Source organism: Methylobacterium sp. Leaf108 (assembly GCF_001423265.1).
In the GTDB taxonomy this organism is placed as follows: Bacteria; Pseudomonadota; Alphaproteobacteria; order Rhizobiales; family Beijerinckiaceae; genus Methylobacterium.
Genome location: NZ_LMND01000034.1, coordinates 31,812 through 49,707 on the forward strand (window position 1 = coordinate 31,812; position 17,896 = coordinate 49,707).

Sequence of the window (17,896 nt, forward strand, 5' to 3'; positions counted from 1 at the left end):
GAGGCAAGACCGTCCGTCCGAGCCCCTTCACGCCGCCCGGCCCTGCTGCTGCAGGCGGAACGGCGCGTGGTGCGATTCCGGCTCGCGGTAGAGCGGGTAGTGCCGTCCGACGATGGTGTCGGCCAGTGCCGTATCGAACAGCGGCTGGCCGCCGAACCGCTCGATCGCCTCCGGCGTCAGGCGCACCGGCCGCAGGGTCTCGCTCGCCTCTCCGAAGCGGATCAGCGGATGGTCGCGCTCGATCAGCTTGCGCGTGTTGCGCTCGCCGATGCGGTGATAGCTCATGGTCTCGACCTCAAGGCCCGGCACGATCGCCTTGACGATGCCGACCCCGGCGCCGGGGGGCGAGCAATCGACATAGAGGACGTCGAACCCCGCCTCGTCGAGCCGCTCGCGGGCGATGCGGCCCCTGGCATGGCCATCGGGGGCGGGGGTCGTCGGCAGCTCCGTGAAGGGCTTCGTGCTACGTTCGGAATAGACCGTGTCGGCGAGGACGTCGCGCAGGGCCTCGGGCGGCAACACGATCCAGTCGAGCATCGCGCGCAGCGCCCTGCCCTCTTCCAGGTCGAGGCTCGGCAGAGCCTTGCGGATGAAAGCGTCGACATAGCCCGGCGGGGTCACGCGCTCGGCAAAGCTCAAGGGGCCGTGGCCGAAGGCCTTGCGGACACGGGCGGCCTGGAATTCGAGCAAGGCCTTGCGCAGGGCCCGTTCGCGGTCGGGATCGCAGGCCTCGCCGCAGGCCGAGAGCGCGATCGGCACGGGCGTGTCGGCGAGATCGCGGTCGTAGCCGACCACGTAGACGTTGGTGAGCCCGAACTGGTCGGTGGCGAACTTCGGCAAGGCGCGGATGCCGAGGGCATCGAGGCGGTCGAGCATCGCCTGCGTCTCGGGGCCGAGCCCTTGTGAGACGTCGAGCATCACACCCTGGTCGAGGGCGCGGAACAGAAGGCCGTTGCCGTCGCGCTGCAGCAGTTCGAGGAGCCCGTGGCCGAGGGCGAACGCCACGTCCGGGCCGGCGCCGAGGCCGTTGGTGATGAGGTTGGTGAAGGGCGTGTAGCCCTCCGACAGTTCGAAGTAGTCCGTGGCCGCGATGTCGAGGGGCATCAGGACGGTCTCGGACGTCCGGGCCCGGACCGCCGGGGTCCATTCGAGCACCGTATCGCGCCCGACGGGGCTGCCGGCGGGAAGGCAAAGGGTGAGCGGATCGGCCACCGCGCCGGCGCCGAAGACGCGCACGAGGTCGTGGTAGGAGCCGCGCTCCTTCTTGCGCGGCATCACCGCCAGCGACGGCATCAGGTTCTCGGCAATCTCGGCCACCGCGCCGATCAGCGCCTCGTCGTCGGTGGCGCCGTAGCCGATCCCGCTCGGCATGGCGCCGACGAAGAACGGATCGTCGAGGAAGAGCGAGACGAACCACACCGGAATGCCGGTCCGGTCGAGGGGCGCGAGGGAGAAGCCGACGATCCGGCCCGGCGGCAGGATGTCGAGATAGGCCCGGACCGGCTCGGGCAGAGCGGAGGGCAGGCCCTCGATCCGTCTGGCGGTGCCGTAGCGGTAGGGGCGCGGAGCCTTCACGCGGGCGTTGCGGGCCCGTCCGTCCTGGTCGTTCTCGCTCACGTCGGGTCCGTCCTGTCTCTCACGTCGTCGCCGCGGCGCCTGCGGCGGGTGGCATGCCGTAGGCGCGGGCCAGAAGCCGCATCGTGTGGAGGTCGCGTTCGGCGCTATAGGCCGTCCGTTCCCCGGGGCGCCGCAGGGCGGAGCCGAAGGCGCGGACCTGTTCCAAGAACGGCGAGGCGGCCGCATCGAAGGGGACAGCCTCGGCCAGCCCACTTGTACCGTCGGTGAACGTCAGCGACCCACCGGCGACCTGGCCCATCGTGTCGATCGCCGTGAACTGGCCCCGTGTTCCCACCACCTCGAGGCGCCGGCGCGGCAGGGCATCGGGGCAGTTGTAGGCGACATGGAGGTTGGCGAGGACGCCGCCCGCGCTTCGCCCGATCAGCAGCGCACCGTCGTCGACGGTGTAATCCTGTGCCCGGCTCTGCGTCAGGGCGGCGATGTCGACGATGGGCTCGTCGAGGAGGAAATCCACGAGGTCGAGCCCGTGGGGCGCGAGATCCATGAGGGCGCCGCCACCCGCCCTGGCCGGGTCGATCCGCCAGTTGTCGAGGTCGGCCCGTGAGGTCCACTCCCGGCCGAGCCAGCAGGCGTAGAGGATCCGGATGGTCGTGACCGTACCGATCCGGCCGGCGCGGATGTCCTCGCGCATCGTGCGATGGGCGGGGTGATGACGCTGGTCGAAGGCGGTGCCGTAGAACGCGCCGGTCGTGGCGATCGCGGCGGCCATGGCCTCGGCGTCCGCAAGACCGGCCGCCATAGGCTTCTCGCACAGGATTGCCTTGCCCGACGCCGCCAGGACCTCGACGGCGCCGCGATGGAGATGGTTGGGCGTGGCGACATAGACCGCCTCCACGTCCGGCTCGGACAGGAGGCCGTCGACGGTCGCGTGGGCGCGCGCGCCATCGGCTTCAGCGGCGGCGCGGGAAGCCTCACCCGGATCGCAAACCGCCACCAGCCGGTGCCCGGCTTCGTGGATGCCGGGGGCCATGTAGTCGCGGGCGACCCAGCCGTAGCCGACGATGCCCCAGCCGACGTCGTCCGCCATCACCACCGCTCCGGCAGGTCGACGAACTCGCGCCGCCGCACCCGTTCGGCCGCCGGGGTCGTCTCTCCGCCGACCCAGTCGAGCACTTCGGGTCCGGCGGAGGTCGGCGGGTAGGTGGCGCGGGCAGCGTATTCCGCCTCGTAACGTTCGGAGGGCCAGGCGATCCCATACCGGCCTGAACCGTCCGGCCGATAGAGTGGATTGAGGCGCAACTGCGTTCCCTCGCGCGGCAGGGTGATGCCGTCGACCACGGTGCGGGGGGCGGGCCGCATCCCCGGCCCGGCCACCACCGAGAAGGCCTCCACGCCCATCATCTCGGACGGCGCTCTGGGCGCGGGAGCGCGACCGGCGAGGAGGGCACGGGTGAGTTCGTCGTCGTCGTAGACGAGACCGTCGGGGAACAGCTCGTCGATCTCGGCCGCAGACACCGCCTTGCCGGCCGAGAAGCCGGGACGGGCCGCGTTGTGGATGTGGCTCAGGGCGAGCCATCCATCGTCGCCGGCGTTGCGGCGCAGATTGTCGAGGACAGCCGCCTTGTCGTCGAGGAAGTAGAACGCATCGTTGCAGACCACGAGATCGACCGGAGAGCCGGCGATAGGCCAATGCGGCGACCCGGCATCGAAACAGAGAAGCTGCGCCTTGGCGTCGAGGAGCCAGTGGCGGGCGACCCAGAGCTTGGCGAAGACGACATCGCCGCCGGCGACCTTGGCGCCGCGGGACTGGAATTCGCGCAGGTAGTGGCCGATGCCGCAGGCGAATTCGAAGATGCAGGAGGGGTCGTTCCAATGCGCTTCGAGGAGCGTCAAGCCGGCGAGATAGGTCGGATCGGTCCAACGGTGCAGGAAGTAATCGCCGACCCGCCCCCAACCGAGGTGCCGGACCGCATCGCGCAGGCTCATCGTCTCGCGGTCGCGCACCAGGGCATGCAGGTCGATCGGATCGGCCGCCGGTCCGGTCCACCAGTCGTCCTGATCGGCGAGTAACCCTTCGAGGGCGAGGCCGATCTCGCCGGCATCGAGCAGCTTCAACGTCAGTGCGACGAGATCGTCGCGCCCGGTGCGCAGGTACGGGATGCCATCGACCGAGGGCCACCGGTCCCCGGTCACGGCGTCGCGCAAGGAATGCGGCGTGTCGGACCGCAAGGGATGGCCGGTTTCCGGGGAGAGAAGCTCGAAGGGAATCATCGCAACCGCCCCGCGCCGTCGAATGGGACGCTCACGGGATGCGCATATCCCTGAGGACGCGGTCGTGGAAGTCCTTCACGGGACCGGCGTGCACGAGTTCCATCTCGGTGAGCACGGTGTCCATGGTCAGCGACGCCGACCGCAGGTGCTGCGCGATCTGGAGAACCCGGTCCATGGCATCGGCGGCATGGAACGCCCGACCCTCAGGCGTGGAATCGTCCGGAAGAACGGTTCTCGCCGCCTCGATCTGCGCGCGCAGCGGAGCCGCGATCTCCTTCAAGGCCAATTCGGTCGTCCGTGCCATGATCGTGGCGAGATGCGGCCCGAGCAGCATTTCGCCCGTGAACCCGGCGTCAGGCATCATCGCGTTATGGAAGTGATGGCTCATCCCGGCGAGAAACACGGTGGTGGGGTCTGCGCCATAGAACGGACTCAGCACGACGCCGTAGACAGCGACGACGAGGCAATGTTCGGCATGGTTCTCGGGCGGTTCGAGCAGGATCCGCGCCTTGCCGGGACAGGTCACCCCCGCACGCGGCTGATCGGCGAGCGCCTCTACGAAACCGGGAATCGGACCTGCCCGCATCGCCTCGCGACGGCGCAGGCGTAGCCGCAAACCCTCCAACAGCCCGGGGTCGACATTCGCCGCCACGGCGTCGAGGCCAGCGACGAGGACATCCCCCACTTCGCCGCGGGAGAGACCCGCGGATGACAGGAACGCATCGTCGAGATCGCAGAGGCGAGCGGCCGCCAGGGCCTTGGCGGTGATGTCGAGCGCCACCGTCGCAGCATCGGCCCCGGCCGTGAGCGCCGACCAGCCCTGAAAGAACAGGCGCTCGGCGATGGAGCCGAGACGCCCGCTGGAATGGACGCGCTTGAGGTCGTTGAGCTCGACCAGGAGGTCGCGCAGTGCGAGGGGGGCGAAAGCCCCCCCCACGTCGGATGTCGCCATCAATGCGCGCCGAGCCAGTTCAGCAGCATCGTCTGCTGCTTCCCGAAGTCGTGCTCCGGACCGTGGCCGTTCTTCACCATCGGCGCCTTGAAGAAGCTCGACAGCTGCTCCTGCACGCCGCCGTCGCCACGCTTCTTGGCGAGGTCGAGAACACGGGCGATCTCGATCACCAGCGGGGCGGCAAGGATGGAGTCCTTGCAGAGGAAGTTGACCTTGATCTGCATGCGCTGACCGAGGAACCCGGTCACGTCGATATTGTCCCAGGCTTCCTTGTCGTCGCCGCGGGGCCGATAGTAGTGAATGTGGACCAAGTGATCCTCGACCGGGTAGCCGAGGATCGAATCCAGCACCGTGCCCTTGGTGTTGAGCTTGGACTGGAGCGAATCCGGATCGTTGAGGGCGAGGCCGTCGCGGTTGCCGAGGATGTTGGTCGAGAACCAGCCGTCGACATGCAGCGCACGCGCCTTCAGCGCGGGGGCGAGCACGGTCTTCATCATGGTCTGGCCGGTCTTGCCGTCCTTGCCGGCGACCGGGACGTTCATCTCCCGGGCGAGGTCGAGAAGAGCGGGTACGTCGGCGGCGACGCTCGGCGTGAAGTTGGCGTAGGGCACGCCGCTCTTGATGGCCGCGTAGGCGTAGAGCATCGCCGGGCTGATCGCCTCGTCGCTGGCGTCGAGCCCCTTCTCGAAGGCGGCGGTCGAGTTCAGGACTGGGTCGGAGAGGTCGGGCCAACGCTCGGTGGAGGCCAAGTTGATCACGACGACCTCGTCGAGATTGCTCTCGAGCCGAAACCGACGGAGGTCGTTGGCGATCACCGATACCGCCTCGCGGTGATCGGCGGCGACGATGCGATTGGCGCCGTCGATATTCTTGCAGAACTTCGCGCTACCGACGGCCGGCCAAGGCTTGATGCCCTTGAGCACCTGGGCACCGTTCTCGATGTCCTGCTTGGTGAGCACGCCGTGGCCGGTGGCCGCGGAGGCGAGGTCGTCGTCGTTCAGGTCCCAGCCGCCGAAGACGAGGTCCTTGTAGTCGGCCAGACCGGCCACCGAGATCCCCGCAAGAGGCAACCCGTCCAGGTGGTTCGAGCCGGTCTTGATCATTTCGATACCGGCGATGGCTGTGGTGGCGACGGCGCCGCCCATGCCAACGAAGGCAACGCCGACACGGCGCGCGGTCTGCATGCTCATGGGGAAGAGACTTCCTTACTCTGATCGACGAGGCAGCGGCTCGGAGCCGCATGCTCGTCCGTTCGGTCTGGCTAAACTGGGACAGTCCCCGTTCGTTCCAAGTCCGGCGATGGGGCCTTATTGCCGCGCCCAGGGTGAATGCGGACCGAACGGATCGTTAAGGGCGGGTCCGCGAACAGGCTTAACCGTTCGTTAAGCGTGCCACGGTTGGATCATGTCGCTGTCCCATTCTGGTCACAGCCTCCCGCGAGACGTCCGCTCGCTGAACTGACCGAAGCCGGGCCCAAGAACGCCACGGCACGAGCAAGGAATGACAATGGGGGTTATCCCGGAGCCGGCGCTCTGCGCCGACGACGTGAGCCGTCTCGTGCCCAACGAGACCATCCTTTTCCGCCGGCCCGGACCGAGGCCGACACTGAAGACCAAAGGCCTGCGTCACCGCACGGCCAAGATCCTCGCCGCCGGTTTCCTGCTGGCCACCGGGCTACCGCAGAGCGCCCTCGCTCCTGCCGCCCTGGCTCACGACCGGATCGACTTCGACGTCCGTCGCGCAACGGCGGCGGTGAACACCGAATCGTTCACAGAACGCGGTGCCTGGTCCGGAGTTCCCGTCATCGAACAGGAACCGCCTACCCTGGCACTGATCGAGACAGACCTCGCCTCGCTGCCGCAACCGGCCGAGCCCGGCGATGGCGACAGCTTGCGTTTCGGCGACATGACCGTGCCGCGCCCCCTGGTCGAAGCGATCCTGCGGGCCTCCGAGGAGACCGGGGTCGATCCCGTCTACATGATGGCGCTGGCCGACAAGGAGTCGAGCTTCTCCACCACGGTGAAGGCGTCGACCTCATCGGCGGAGGGGTTGTTCCAATTCCTGTCGGGCACGTGGCTCGAAGTGGTGCGCCAGTTCGGGCGGCGCCACGGGCTCGACGCCGAGGCCGCTGCCGTGACCGGCCGAGGCCGGGGCATCACCGTCTCGGACGATGCCATGCGCACCCGCGTCCTCGCCCTGCGCCAGGACCCCTACGTCGCCGCGCTGATGGCCGGCGAGCTGATCAAGCGCGACCGCGACCGGATCGCCCAGCGGATCGGCCGAGACCTCAAGACGTCGGAGCTGTATCTCGCCCACTTCCTGGGGACGGCGAGCGCCGGGCGCTTCCTGACCCTCACCGAGGAGAAGCCGGCGCAGGTCGCCAAGGCGGTGTTCAAGTCGGCGGCGAAGGCCAACCGCAGCCTGTTCACCCAGAAGGAGGGGAAGGGCCGGCGCGGGCTCACCGTCACCGAACTGCGCCACCGCATCGACGGCATGATCGACCGCCGCCTCAACCAGTACGAAGGCGTCGCGGCCCTGGGAGCGGCCGCCCCCCGCGAGACCGCCGGTCGTACGGCCCCCGTCCCGGGGGTCATCCGGGTCTCCGAGGCGCTGCCGTAGCGCCTCGGGTGCCGTCGCCTCAGGCGGCGCGGACGGTGGCGAGGAACCGCTTCACCTCGTCACCGAGATGGTCGGACTGCTGCGACAGGCCGGATGCCGAGGTCAGGACCCTGCCGGCCGCCGTACCCGTGCTCGCCGCCGCGTCGGCGACGCCGCTGATGTTGACGGTCACCTCGTTGGTGCCGGCGGCGGCCTGCGAGACGTTGCGTACGATCTCCTGCGTCGCCGCCTCCTGCTGCTCCACCGCGGCGGCGATGGTGGTGGCGACGAGACTCATCTCCCGAACCCGCGCCGTGATGCCGTCGATGGCCGACACGGCCTGACCGGTCGCACCCTGGATGTCGCCGATCTGACGGGCGATCTCGTCGGTGGCCCGCGCGGTCTGGTTGGCGAGTTCCTTGACCTCGGCGGCGACCACGGCGAACCCACGCCCGGCCTCTCCGGCCCGCGCCGCCTCGATGGTGGCGTTGAGGGCGAGCAGGTTGGTCTGGCCGGCGATGCTGGAGATGAGGCCGACGACCTCGCCGATCCTGGCGGCGCTGTGGCTGAGGGCCTGGACCAGGGCGGCGGTGTCGGCGGCCTGGGTCACGGCGGCATTGGCGAGGGTGGCGGACCCGTCGACCTGACGGCCGATCTCCGACACCGACGAGCCCAGTTCCTCCGCCGCCGAGGCGACCATGGTGACGTTGGTGGCGGCTTCCTCCGCGGCCGCGGCCACGGCGGTCGACTGGCCGGCGGTCTCGGCGGCGGTGTGGGTCATCGTGGTGGCGGTGGACTGAAGGTCCGTCGCGGCGGCCGAGACGGCCGCGACGATGCCGCCGACCGCGCCCTCGAAGGAATCGGCCATGTCCCGCATCGCCGCCTTGCGCTGCGTCTCGGCGTCGGCACGGGCGAGTTCCGTGTCCCGCTCCAGGGCGCGGTTGCGGATCATGCCCTGCTTGAAGACCTCGACGGACGCGGCCATGGCGCCGACCTCGTCGCGGCGACCGATTCCCGGCACCGTCACCGTCAGGTCGTTCGAGGCCAGGCGCGACATGGCCGCGGTCATCGCCCGAAGCGGCTTGACGATCCCGACGTGCAGCGCGAGGAGGCTGAGCACGCCGGCCAACGTCATCACGGCGAGGCCGACCATCGCCGTCGTGCGGGAGGTCTCGGCCGCGGCCTTCGCCGTCCGTTCGCGGTCGACGAGAAGGCCGCGCTCGGCATCGGCGATCTCCTTGGCCTTGGCGCGGAAGGCATCCATCCTGGCCTTGCCGATCCCGGAGGCAACGAGGTTCCGCGCCTCCCCCTGCGTCGCCGGATCGCGCATCAGAGCCAACTGCGGTGCCGCGACGTTCGTGCGCCATGCACGGGCGAGGCCGTCGAGCGCGGTCAGACGCTCCTGCTGCACCGGGTTGTCCGCGGTGAGCCGGCGCGCCGACGAGAGGCCGGTCTCGTAGGCCGCTTCACCGGCCTTCGTGGGCGCCAGGAACTGTTCCCCGCCAGTGATCAGGTAGCCACGCAGGCCGGTTTCCTGGTCCGCCATCGCCGATGTCACCGTATTCACGGCCGACAACACCTGATGCGTATGATCGGTCCACTTGGCGGCGTCTTCGCTGGTGGCGACATTCCGAAGGTTGATGACGGACATCGCGACGGCGACGAGTGCGACCACAGCGAGCGACAGCCCGATCTTCACGGCAATCTTGAGGTCGACGACTTTTGATACCATGGAACGGAGAAGCCTTTTATTCCGATTTGTCGCGACTACGGATCGAGGATCATGTAACGCGCTGCGGAATTAGGCTGGCGGGTTGGGACTAATATTCGATTAAAGCTCGCCTATCCCGCATGTCGGCCGCCGACCTGCGGTTTCGACCCGCTCGCGACGCTCTCGCCGCGATCGGGGTGGTCGCGTTGCCATCTTCCGCGTGCGACGGCGGCCGGAGCCTCACCGGAACGGTGGCTCGTCGAAGGCGCGCAGCTTGCGCGAATGCAGGCCGTGGCGGTCGGCGCGCAGGTTGTCGAGGGCCGCGAGCCCGATCAGGAGATGCTCGGCCACCGCCCGGTCGTAGAAGGTGTTGGCCGCGCCCGGCAGCTTGATCTCGCCGTGGAGCGGCTTGTCGGACACGCACAGCAGGGTGCCGTAGGGAACGCGCAGGCGGTAACCCTGGGCGGCGATGGTGCCGCTCTCCATGTCCACCGCGATGGCACGCGACAGGTTGATGCGCCGGCGCTCCTGGCTGAAGCGCAGTTCCCAGTTACGGTCGTCGTAGGTCACCACGGTGCCGGTGCGCAGCCGCCGCTTGAGCGCGTCGCTGTGCTCGCCCGTCACGCCTGCGGCAGCGGCCTGGAGCGCGAGCTGGACTTCGGCGAGCGCCGGGACCGGCACGTCCGGCGGCACCAGTTCGTCGAGGATGCGGTCGCGGCGCAGGTAGCCGTGCGCGAGCACGTAGTCGCCGATGGTCTGGGACTGGCGCAGGCCGCCGCAGTGCCCGACCATCAGCCAGCAGTGCGGGCGCAGCACCGCGAGATGGTCGGTGATCGTCTTGGCGTTCGAGGGACCGACGCCGATGTTCACCAGCGTCGTGCCCTGCGGGCTGCCGTCCGGCCCGTGCCCGACGAGGTGGTAGGCCGGCATCTGGAACTTGTGCCAGGGCGAAGCCGCGATCAGGGCGGCGGGATCGACGGAGGCCGCCTCGGCCCGGTCGACGCCGATGCCGCCGGGCAGGATCATGCGGGTGATGCCGCTTCCCTCGGCCTGAAGGCGTTCGAGGCCGTGGCGGACGAAGCCGTCGACGTAGCGGTGGTAGTTGGTCAGGAGGATCCAGGGCTGGACGTCGCGCCAGTCGCAGCCGGTGTAATGGACGAGGCGGCGCAGGGAATAATCGACCCGCACCGCGTCGAACAGGGCGAGCGGGCGCGGTTCGCCGGGGATCTCGCGCCACAGGCCGTCGGCGATCTCGTCGCCCACGACGGACAGCAGCGGCACCGGGAAATAGGTGGCGAGGTCGAGGGAGGAGACGGTGGCGCGCGACGGGCTCGCCCCCGGCTCGACCACATAGGGATAGGGAATCTCCTGTGCGCTCAGGCCCACTTCCAGGGTGGCGCCGTAATCGGCCACCAGGGGTTTGAGCTGTTCGAGCAGGTAGGCGCGGAAATGCCGGGCCTGCGTCACGGTGGTCGAATAGGTGCCGGCCGCCTGGAACTTGGCGGTGGCGCGGTTGAGGCGCGGGATCGGGCCGGTCGGGTGGTAGGTGACCCGCAGTTCGGGGTAGCGGAACTGGAGCCGCTCGGTCGCGTCGGGGGGCGGCCCGCCGTCGAGGTAGCGCGCCAGGGCGGTCTTGAGGGCGTGGATCGCCGCCTCGTTCAGAACGGCGAGGCGCTCGACCGCCACCTCCGGGTCGGTCACGGATTCCATCGGCCGCAATTCGCTGGCGATCATCCCGAACCTCTCGCACTCGTCCGACGCGCCCCTCTCCTACACATCGCGGGCCTCGGGTGCGACCGCCGCTCCGCCGGACGCGGCTTGCGCCCGCGTCGCACGTCACCGAAAGCGGACGCTGTCGGAATGCACGGTCACGCAGGAGAAGTTCATGGACGACGGGGCGGATCACCGGCCGGGCGAGACCCGGATCACCCTGCCCGATGGGTTCGATGCCGGCCTCCACTTCATCGGCCGCATCCGCACGCCCTGGCCGCACCGGCGGGACTGCCCGCGCAACGGCCTGCAGACGCAGGAGCTTTGCACCATCGAGGTCGATCCGCTCTTCGCCCCCGCCCTCCAGAACGTCGAGGGGGCGAGCCACCTCATCGTCCTCTATTGGATGGACGCGGCGGCCCGCGATCTGGTGCTGCAGCAGCCGCGCCATGCAGACGGCAGCCGCGGCACGTTCTCCCTGCGCTCGCCGGCCCGCCCCAATCCGGTGGCGCTCTCCGTGGTCGAACTGAAGCGCCGGGACGGCGACCGCCTCGTCGTCCACGGCCTCGATTGCCGCGACGGGACGCCGCTCATCGACATCAAGCCGTATTTCGCCTCCACCGATGCCCGGCCCGAGGCGACGGTCGACCGCGCCGGGACGCGCACCGGCTCGGTCGCGGCGCCCGGGCGATAGCCCGCGCTTCGCGGCGACCTCAGGCGGCGGCGGGCGCCTGTGCCTCCGAGCGCCGCGGTCGCTTGATCCGGTACCAGCCGACGTAGAGCGCCGGCAGGAAGAACAGGGTGAGGAAGGTCGCCGCGATGATGCCGCCGATCATCGCGTAGGCCATCGGCCCCCAGAAGACCTCGCGGGCGATCGGGATCAGCCCCAGGCTCGCCGCCGCCGCCGTGAGCAGGATCGGGCGCATGCGGTGGCAGGTCGCCTCCACCACGGCGTCCCAGGGCTTCATGCCGTCGCGCTCGTATTCGTCGATCTGGGTCACCAGGATCACCGAGTTGCGGATGATGATGCCGATCAGCGCCAGGACGCCGAGGATGGCGACGAAGCCGAGCGGCTTGCCGAAGGGAAGCAGCGCCGCCACCACGCCGATCAGACCCAGCGGCGCGACGCTCGCCACCAGGAACAGCTTCTGGAAGCTCTGGAGCTGCACCATCAGCAGGAAGGCCATGGTGAGCAGCATCACCGGCGCCACCGCCGCGATGGGGCCCTGGCCCTTGCCGGCTTCCTCGACCGCACCGCCGGTATCGAGGGTGTAGCCGTCGGGCAGCTTGGCCTTGAAGGCGGCGATCGCCGGTTCGAGCTGCGCCACCACCGTCGGCGGCTGGGTGGCGTCGCCGATCGCCGCGCGGATGGTGATGGTCGGGATGCGGTCGCGCCGCCAGACGATGGGCTGTTCGAGCTCGTAGGAGATGGTGGCGAAGGCCAGGATCGGCACGACGCTGCCGTTGGCGAGGGCGACCTGGAGCGATTGCAGCGTCTCGATGGACCGGCGCTCGGAGGCCTGGGCGCGCCCGATCACATCCACGAGGTAGATGGAATCGCGCACCTGCGTGATCGTGCGACCGCCGACGACGCCGTTGAGGACGCCCGCGATGTCCTCCGAGGTCACGCCGAGCTGGCGCGCCTTGTCCTGGATGATCTCGACCTTGAGCACCTTGCCGGGCTCGTTCCAGTCGAGGGTGGGCACGTCGAGGTGCGGGTTGGCCCCGACGATGTTGCTCAGGTCGAGGGCGAGCGCGCGCAGCTTCTGGAGGTCGGGACCGCCCAGGCGATATTGCACCGGCCGCCCCACCGGCGGGCCGAGGTCGAGGGTGTGGACGAAGACGTCGGTGCCGACGAACTGCTCGCGGGCGAAGGCGTCGAGCTTCACCTTCAGTGCGTCGCGGGCCTCGAGCGAGACGGTCTCGATCACGATCTGGCCGAAGAAAGCGTTGCCGAGCTGCTGGTCGAGGGGCAGGTAGAAGCGCACCGCGCCCTGGCCGACGTAGGAAGTCCAGAGCTTGATGTCGGGATCGCCCTTCAGCTTCGCCTCGAACCGGTCCATCTGCGCCTTGGTCTCGCCGATGCTGGCGTTCTGGGGCAGGGTCATGTCGACCAGGAGCTCGGGACGGTCGGAGGCCGGGAAGAACTGCTGCTGCACGAACTGCATGCAGAAGATCGAGAACCCGAGCAAGCCCACCGTGACGATCACCGTGAGCCAGCGCCCGCGCATGGCACCGAGCAGCATGGCCCGAAACACCCGGTTGAGCCGGCTCGGGCGGTCGTGGTGCTTGTGCTTGATCACCGCCGGCAGCAGCTTCACCCCGATGAGGGGCGCAAACAGCACCGCCACCACCCAGGAGACGATGAGCGAGGCGGCGATGACCACGAACAGCGAGTAGGTGTATTCGCCCGCCGAGGAGCCGTTGAAGCCGATGGGCAGGAAGCCGGCGACCGTCACCAGGGTGCCCGTCAGCATCGGGAAGGCGGTGGAGGTGTAGGCGAAGGTCGCTGCCTTCTTGAGGCTGTCGCCGACCTCGAGCCGGGCGACCATCATCTCGACGGTGATCATCGCGTCGTCGACGAGGAGGCCGAGCGCGATGATGAGGGCACCCAGCGAAATGCGCTGGAGCGTGACGCCCATCACCTGCATCACCACGAAGACGATGGCGAGCACCAGGGGGATCGAGAGCGAGACCACGAGCCCGGCCCGCCAGCCGAGGCTGATGAAGCTGACGGCGAGCACGATCACCACCGCCTCGATGAGCGCCTTGGTGAAGCCGCCGACCGCCTCCTCGACGATCTTGGGCTGGTCCGACACGAGGTGGATGCCCACCCCCACCGGCAGCTCGCCCTCGAGCTTGCGCATGCGCTCCTTCAGATTCTCGCCGAAGGTGAGGAGGTTGCCGCTCGCCTGCATGGCGATGGCGAGGCCGATCGCCGGCTGGCCGTTGTAGCGGAACAGCGCGGTGGGCGGATCGGTGAAGCCGCGCGAGATCTCGGCCACGTCCGACAGGCGGAAGAAGCGGTCGTTCACCCTGAGGTTGATCGCCCGCAGGCTCTCCTCCGACAGGAACTGGCCGCCCACCCGCACCGAGACCCGTTCCGGGCCGGCCTGGATCACGCCCGAGGGCGTGATGGCGTTCTGGGACTGCAAGGTGCCGACGACGGCGTTCACGTTCAGGCCGAGGCCGGCGAGCTTGCGGGTGGAGAAATCGAGGTAGATGACTTCGTCCTGGGCGCCGAGGAGCTGCATCTTGCCGGCGTTCGGGACCTTCTTCAGTTCCGCGCGGATCCGCTCGACGTAGTCGCGCAGCTGGCGTTGGGTGACCCCATCGGCGGTGAAGGCGTAGACGTTGCCGAAGACGTCGCCGAACTCGTCGTTGAAGAACGGTCCCTGAACCCCCTGCGGAAACGTGTTCTGGATGTCGCCGATGCGCTTGCGGACCTGGTAGAAGGTCGCCGCGATGGTCTTGGGCGGCGTGGTCTCGCGCAACTGCACGAACACCGTGGTCTGGCCCGGCGTGGTGTAGCTGCGGCTGAAATCGACCGCGTCGATCTGCTGGAGCTCCTTCTCGATCCGCTCGGTGACCTGGTCGAGGGTGTCGCCGATGGTGGCGCCGGGCCAGCGGGCCTGGACGATCATGGTCTTGATCGCGAAGGGCGGATCCTCCTCGCGGCCGAGCTTCTCGTAGGCGAGGAACCCCGCCACCACCGAGACCAGCATCAGGAACCAGACGAAGGAGCGGTGCTCCAGGGCCCATTCCGACAGGTTGAAGTTCTTCACGGGTCTCTGGTCTCGCCTATCCGGGGAGTGGGCAGCGCGTCGGCAAGGTCTACTGCGGGGTGCAAGGTCTATTGCGGGGTATCGGAGATCCGCACGGCCTGGCCCTCCTCGAGGCTGGCGGCGCCGGCCACGACCACCCGGTCGCCGGCCGCGAGCCCCTCCGTCACCGTCACGCGGTCGCCCTGGCGCTGGCCGACCGTCACGGCGCGGCGGGCGACGGAATCGCCGGTGCCCGAAACCAGCCAGACGGAGGCGCGCCCATCGGCCTCGACCACCGCCGTGGCGGGCAGCGGAACGTAGGGCACGGTCGGCCGCGACAGCGCGACGGTGATGGTGGTGCCCAGGCGGAACGCCTCCGAGGGGTCGATCAGCCTCATGCGGATGCGCCGCGTCCGCGTCACCTGATCCGCGAAGGGGGCGATCTCGCGGATCCTACCGGTGGCCATGATCTCCGGCGCGCTCTGGAGGGCGACCTTGAACAGCTCGTCCCTCGGCATCGCGCCCACCAGATCCTCGGGGATGTCGACCACGGCCTCGCGTTCCTCCGGGCGGGCCAGGGTCACGACGGCCTGGCCGGCGCTGAGGACCTGGCCGATCTCGGCGCTGCGCACCGTGACGACGCCGTCGAAATCGGCGTGCAGCTCGGTGTAGCCCATCTGGTCGCGCGCCTTCTGCAAGCTCGCCTCGGCCTGGAGCAGGCGGGCCTGGGCGGTGTCGCGGCCCGCCACCGCGCTGTCGAACTGGGCCTGGGTGACGTTGCCGCCCGACAGCAGGCGCCGGCGCCTGATCTCGGTGGCGCTGGCATTCTCGGCCTGGGCCCTGGCGTCGGCCAATTCCGCTTCGGCACGGCTCAGCGCGAAGCGGGTGACCACGGGGTCGAGGGCGGCGATGAGCTGACCCTTCTTGACCACGTCGCCCACCGTGACCTCGCGGGCGATCACGCGCCCCGGGATCTGGAAGCCGATCTCGGATTGGTAGCGCGGCTCGACGAAGCCTGCGAACGGGCCGAAGACGACAGTCCGCACCGGCTTGGCGACGGTGTAGAGGACCGGGCGGACCGGCGGCTTTTCGGCCTCGGTCGGCTTGCAGCCGCTCACGGCGAGGCCGGCCAGGAATAGGCCGGCGGGGCGGATCCACCGGCGCCTCACCGGAGCGGCTCCACCACCGCGGCGACGGCCACGGACTGGCCGGGCCGCAGGAGCTGGATGCCGGCGACCACCACCTCTTCGCCCGGTTCCACGCCCCCGGACAGCACGATGGTCTGGGTGCCGAAATGATCGATCGTGACCGCGCGGGGCGCCACCGTTCCGGTGGCCGGATCGCGCACCCAGACGGCAGGTCCGCCCTCCCAGCGGTAGAGCGCCGACCACGGCAGGATCACAGCCTGGCGGGCGCGGAAGGTGCCGGTGCCGACGACGATGGCGCCAAGCGTCATGGCCGGGGGCGTCTCCTTCAGGCCGACCTTGACGCGGACGGTGCCGGAGGCGGTATCGACGCTGGGGGAGATCTCGCGGACGGTCCCCACCGTCCTGACGGTGGGGTCGGCCTGGAGCGCCACGTCGACCCTCGGGCTCTCGGGCGGGGCGGCGAGCACCGCCTCGAACACGTTGAACACGGCGTCGCGCGGGCCGTCCTGGGCGAGGGCGAGCACCGTCTGGCCGGTCTGGACGACCTGCCCGACCTCGAAGGTGCGGCTGAGGACGATGCCGTCCACCCCCGCCCGCAACTCCGTGTAGGACAGCTGTTCCTGGGCCGTCCCGACGGCCGCCTTCGCCGAATCGACCGAGGCCTGGGACACCCTCAGCTGCTGTTCGGCATCGTCGTAGCTCGGGCGGGTCGTGAAGCCCCCGGCCAGCAGGGATTCCTGCCGCTTGAAGCTGACCTTGGCCTGGGTGAGCAGCGCCTCGGCGGAGGTCAGGGCCGCCTGCGCGTTGTTGAGGTCGGCCTTGAGCTGCTGGGGGTCGAGGCGGGCGAGCACCCGGTCCGCCGTGACATGGTCTCCCACCTCGACGAGGCGCTGGACGATCTTGCCGTTGGTCCGGAAGGAGACGCTGACCTGGGACTGGGTCTGGATGTCGCCCGTGAAGATCAGGGCGGCCGAGATGGTGGTGCGCTCGGCCTTGACCGTGCGCACGAGGACCAGGGGAGCCGTCCGGCGACCGCCGTCGTCGGCCGCCGCCGGGCCGGCGATGCAACAGGCCGCGAAGGCCATCAGAAAACGGCGCCTGATACGGTTTCCGCTGGGATCAAGCGGGAACGGTATCACCGAGCCCGCGCGGCGTCTGAGCGAAGCCCATGTCCGCATCACGAAGCGATCAACCGGAAATGGCATGAGCCTGCGCATCGGGCTCCAGATCGGACCAGCCACAGCGTTCGCGCCTCGTCGCATCGTCTATCGCCGGGGATTCCTATCGTCTACGCTACAAACCGTCCAGACGGTCTTTAGCGGGAAACACGATGACGAAGGCGCGCACCCGTCGGGAGGATCGACCGGCGATCATCCTCGACGCCGCCGAGCGGCTGATCCGTCGGTCCGGCACGCGCACCCTCACCATCGACGCGGTGGCGCTGGAGGCGGAGCTGAGCAAGGGCGGGGTCCTGCACCACTTCTCCTCGAAGGACGCCCTCATCACCGCCCTGGCGGAACGCAAGCTCGCCGAGATCAAGGAGGACGTCGCCCGCCACGAGGCGGCGCAGGAGCCGGGGCCGAGTGCGATCCCCCTGGGCCTCATCGCCCATGCCCGCCAGGTCTATTGCCGGGAGGACGGGTTCCCCCGGGCCCTGCTGCTCGCCTCCGCCGACGACCCGGATGCCTTCGCCGGCTTCAACGCGTTCCTGAAGCAGCAGCTGGTGCGGATGGAGACGACCTCCGCCAGTCCGGGCGACGGGGCGATGCTGACCTTTGCCGCCCTCGGACTGATGCTGTCCCGGACGCTGGGATTTCACTGCCTCGCCGGCCCCGAGCTGGCGCGCCTGTTCGACGCGCTCGAGGCCTCCGCCAGGGCATTGCCGAAGGCCGATCCCGCGGACCTCGGAGAAGCCGGGGCCCACGCGGCGATCGTGGAGGAAACAGGGAGCGGTGCGTAGTCCGACCGCCCGCGGAGGTGGGCCGCCGCGAACAGTAAAAGCGGTGTTGCGGCTTTCTCTGCACACGGCGATCGTGCATCCCTGTCGAGAGGACGATCGAACGAAAATCCTCCGCCGGCGTTCCTACGCGTGACCTCGCGGCATAGCCTGCGGAAGACTGCTGAGACGCCCGGTGGGGGTATCGATTTTTCCCAGCGGTCCGCG

General features: G+C 69.4%; 13 protein-coding genes. 3 read left to right on the forward strand and 10 right to left on the reverse strand.

Annotated features, from left to right (window positions below):
* Positions 1–27: 27 nt before the first annotated feature.
* Genes ASF39_RS18165 through ASF39_RS18185 form a run of 5 tightly spaced genes read right to left on the reverse strand, consistent with a single transcriptional unit; the run spans position 28 to position 5,991 of the window.
* On the reverse strand, positions 28–1,617 hold the full coding sequence (locus ASF39_RS18165) for a YcaO-like family protein (protein ID WP_056286560.1): 1,590 nt from the start codon (positions 1,615–1,617) through the stop codon (positions 28–30).
* 19 nt (positions 1,618–1,636) lie between these two features.
* Entirely contained in the window at positions 1,637–2,665 is a 1,029-nt protein-coding gene (locus tag ASF39_RS18170) for a Gfo/Idh/MocA family oxidoreductase (RefSeq protein WP_056286563.1), read from the reverse strand.
* The gene (locus ASF39_RS18175; protein WP_056286567.1) at positions 2,665–3,849 is read right to left on the reverse strand and encodes a methyltransferase domain-containing protein; all 1,185 of its coding nucleotides are present in this window, start codon (positions 3,847–3,849) and stop codon (positions 2,665–2,667) included. Before ASF39_RS18175 ends, ASF39_RS18170 begins: the two co-directional genes overlap by 1 nt.
* 31 nt (positions 3,850–3,880) lie before the next feature.
* Positions 3,881–4,801, reverse strand: coding sequence for a hypothetical protein (locus ASF39_RS18180; protein ID WP_056286570.1), 921 nt, complete (start codon positions 4,799–4,801; stop codon positions 3,881–3,883).
* Complete coding sequence (locus ASF39_RS18185) at positions 4,801–5,991, reverse strand: inositol-3-phosphate synthase (RefSeq protein ID WP_056286573.1); 1,191 nt, start codon at positions 5,989–5,991, stop codon at positions 4,801–4,803. Before ASF39_RS18185 ends, ASF39_RS18180 begins: the two co-directional genes overlap by 1 nt.
* A 316-nt stretch (positions 5,992–6,307) precedes the next feature.
* Between ASF39_RS18185 and ASF39_RS18190 the strand changes: the two genes are divergently transcribed.
* On the forward strand, positions 6,308–7,420 hold the full coding sequence (locus ASF39_RS18190) for a transglycosylase SLT domain-containing protein (protein WP_056286578.1): 1,113 nt from the start codon (positions 6,308–6,310) through the stop codon (positions 7,418–7,420).
* A gap of 19 nt (positions 7,421–7,439) precedes the next feature.
* On the opposite strand, the gene ASF39_RS18195 is transcribed toward ASF39_RS18190, so the two are convergent.
* Complete coding sequence (locus ASF39_RS18195; RefSeq protein ID WP_056286582.1) at positions 7,440–9,131, reverse strand: CHASE3 domain-containing protein; 1,692 nt, start codon at positions 9,129–9,131, stop codon at positions 7,440–7,442.
* Positions 9,132–9,350: 219 nt separating this feature from the next.
* Complete coding sequence (locus ASF39_RS18200) at positions 9,351–10,844, reverse strand: AMP nucleosidase (RefSeq protein ID WP_056286585.1); 1,494 nt, start codon at positions 10,842–10,844, stop codon at positions 9,351–9,353.
* A 151-nt stretch (positions 10,845–10,995) separates the two neighbouring features.
* Here ASF39_RS18200 and tsaA point away from each other — a divergent pair, with 151 nt between their 5' ends.
* Positions 10,996–11,514 (forward strand): tRNA (N6-threonylcarbamoyladenosine(37)-N6)-methyltransferase TrmO, encoded by a 519-nt coding sequence (gene tsaA / locus ASF39_RS18205; RefSeq protein ID WP_056286587.1) that lies wholly within the window; start codon positions 10,996–10,998, stop codon positions 11,512–11,514.
* A 19-nt stretch (positions 11,515–11,533) separates the two neighbouring features.
* Here tsaA and ASF39_RS18210 read toward each other — a convergent pair whose 3' ends face one another.
* From ASF39_RS18210 to ASF39_RS18220, 3 genes are all read right to left on the reverse strand, one after another.
* Entirely contained in the window at positions 11,534–14,605 is a 3,072-nt protein-coding gene (locus ASF39_RS18210) for an efflux RND transporter permease subunit (protein ID WP_056286591.1), read from the reverse strand.
* A gap of 68 nt (positions 14,606–14,673) precedes the next feature.
* A complete protein-coding gene (locus ASF39_RS18215; protein ID WP_244472471.1) occupies positions 14,674–15,717 on the reverse strand; it encodes an efflux RND transporter periplasmic adaptor subunit in 1,044 nt (347 codons plus the stop codon).
* Between the two features lie 32 nt (positions 15,718–15,749).
* Positions 15,750–16,817, reverse strand: coding sequence for an efflux RND transporter periplasmic adaptor subunit (locus ASF39_RS18220; protein ID WP_082494665.1), 1,068 nt, complete (start codon positions 16,815–16,817; stop codon positions 15,750–15,752).
* 245 nt (positions 16,818–17,062) lie between these two features.
* Between ASF39_RS18220 and ASF39_RS18225 the strand changes: the two genes are divergently transcribed.
* Positions 17,063–17,692 (forward strand): TetR/AcrR family transcriptional regulator, encoded by a 630-nt coding sequence (locus ASF39_RS18225; RefSeq protein ID WP_082494666.1) that lies wholly within the window; start codon positions 17,063–17,065, stop codon positions 17,690–17,692.
* Positions 17,693–17,896 lie beyond the last annotated feature (204 nt).

What these genes read in the sequence shown, in the direction of transcription:
- ASF39_RS18170 (WP_056286563.1), bottom strand. Translation starts at nt 2,665, where the DNA reads ATGGCGGACGACGTCGGCTGGGGCATCGTCGGCTACGGCTGGGTCGCC.
- ASF39_RS18175 (WP_056286567.1), bottom strand. Translation starts at nt 3,849, where the DNA reads ATGATTCCCTTCGAGCTTCTCTCCCCGGAAACCGGCCATCCCTTGCGG.
- ASF39_RS18180 (WP_056286570.1), bottom strand. Translation starts at nt 4,801, where the DNA reads ATGGCGACATCCGACGTGGGGGGGGCTTTCGCCCCCCTCGCACTGCGC.
- ASF39_RS18185 (WP_056286573.1), bottom strand. Translation starts at nt 5,991, where the DNA reads ATGAGCATGCAGACCGCGCGCCGTGTCGGCGTTGCCTTCGTTGGCATG.
- ASF39_RS18190 (WP_056286578.1), top strand. Translation starts at nt 6,308, where the DNA reads ATGGGGGTTATCCCGGAGCCGGCGCTCTGCGCCGACGACGTGAGCCGT.
- ASF39_RS18195 (WP_056286582.1), bottom strand. Translation starts at nt 9,131, where the DNA reads ATGGTATCAAAAGTCGTCGACCTCAAGATTGCCGTGAAGATCGGGCTG.
- ASF39_RS18200 (WP_056286585.1), bottom strand. Translation starts at nt 10,844, where the DNA reads ATGATCGCCAGCGAATTGCGGCCGATGGAATCCGTGACCGACCCGGAG.
- tsaA (WP_056286587.1), top strand. Translation starts at nt 10,996, where the DNA reads ATGGACGACGGGGCGGATCACCGGCCGGGCGAGACCCGGATCACCCTG.
- ASF39_RS18220 (WP_082494665.1), bottom strand. Translation starts at nt 16,817, where the DNA reads ATGGCCTTCGCGGCCTGTTGCATCGCCGGCCCGGCGGCGGCCGACGAC.
- ASF39_RS18225 (WP_082494666.1), top strand. Translation starts at nt 17,063, where the DNA reads ATGACGAAGGCGCGCACCCGTCGGGAGGATCGACCGGCGATCATCCTC.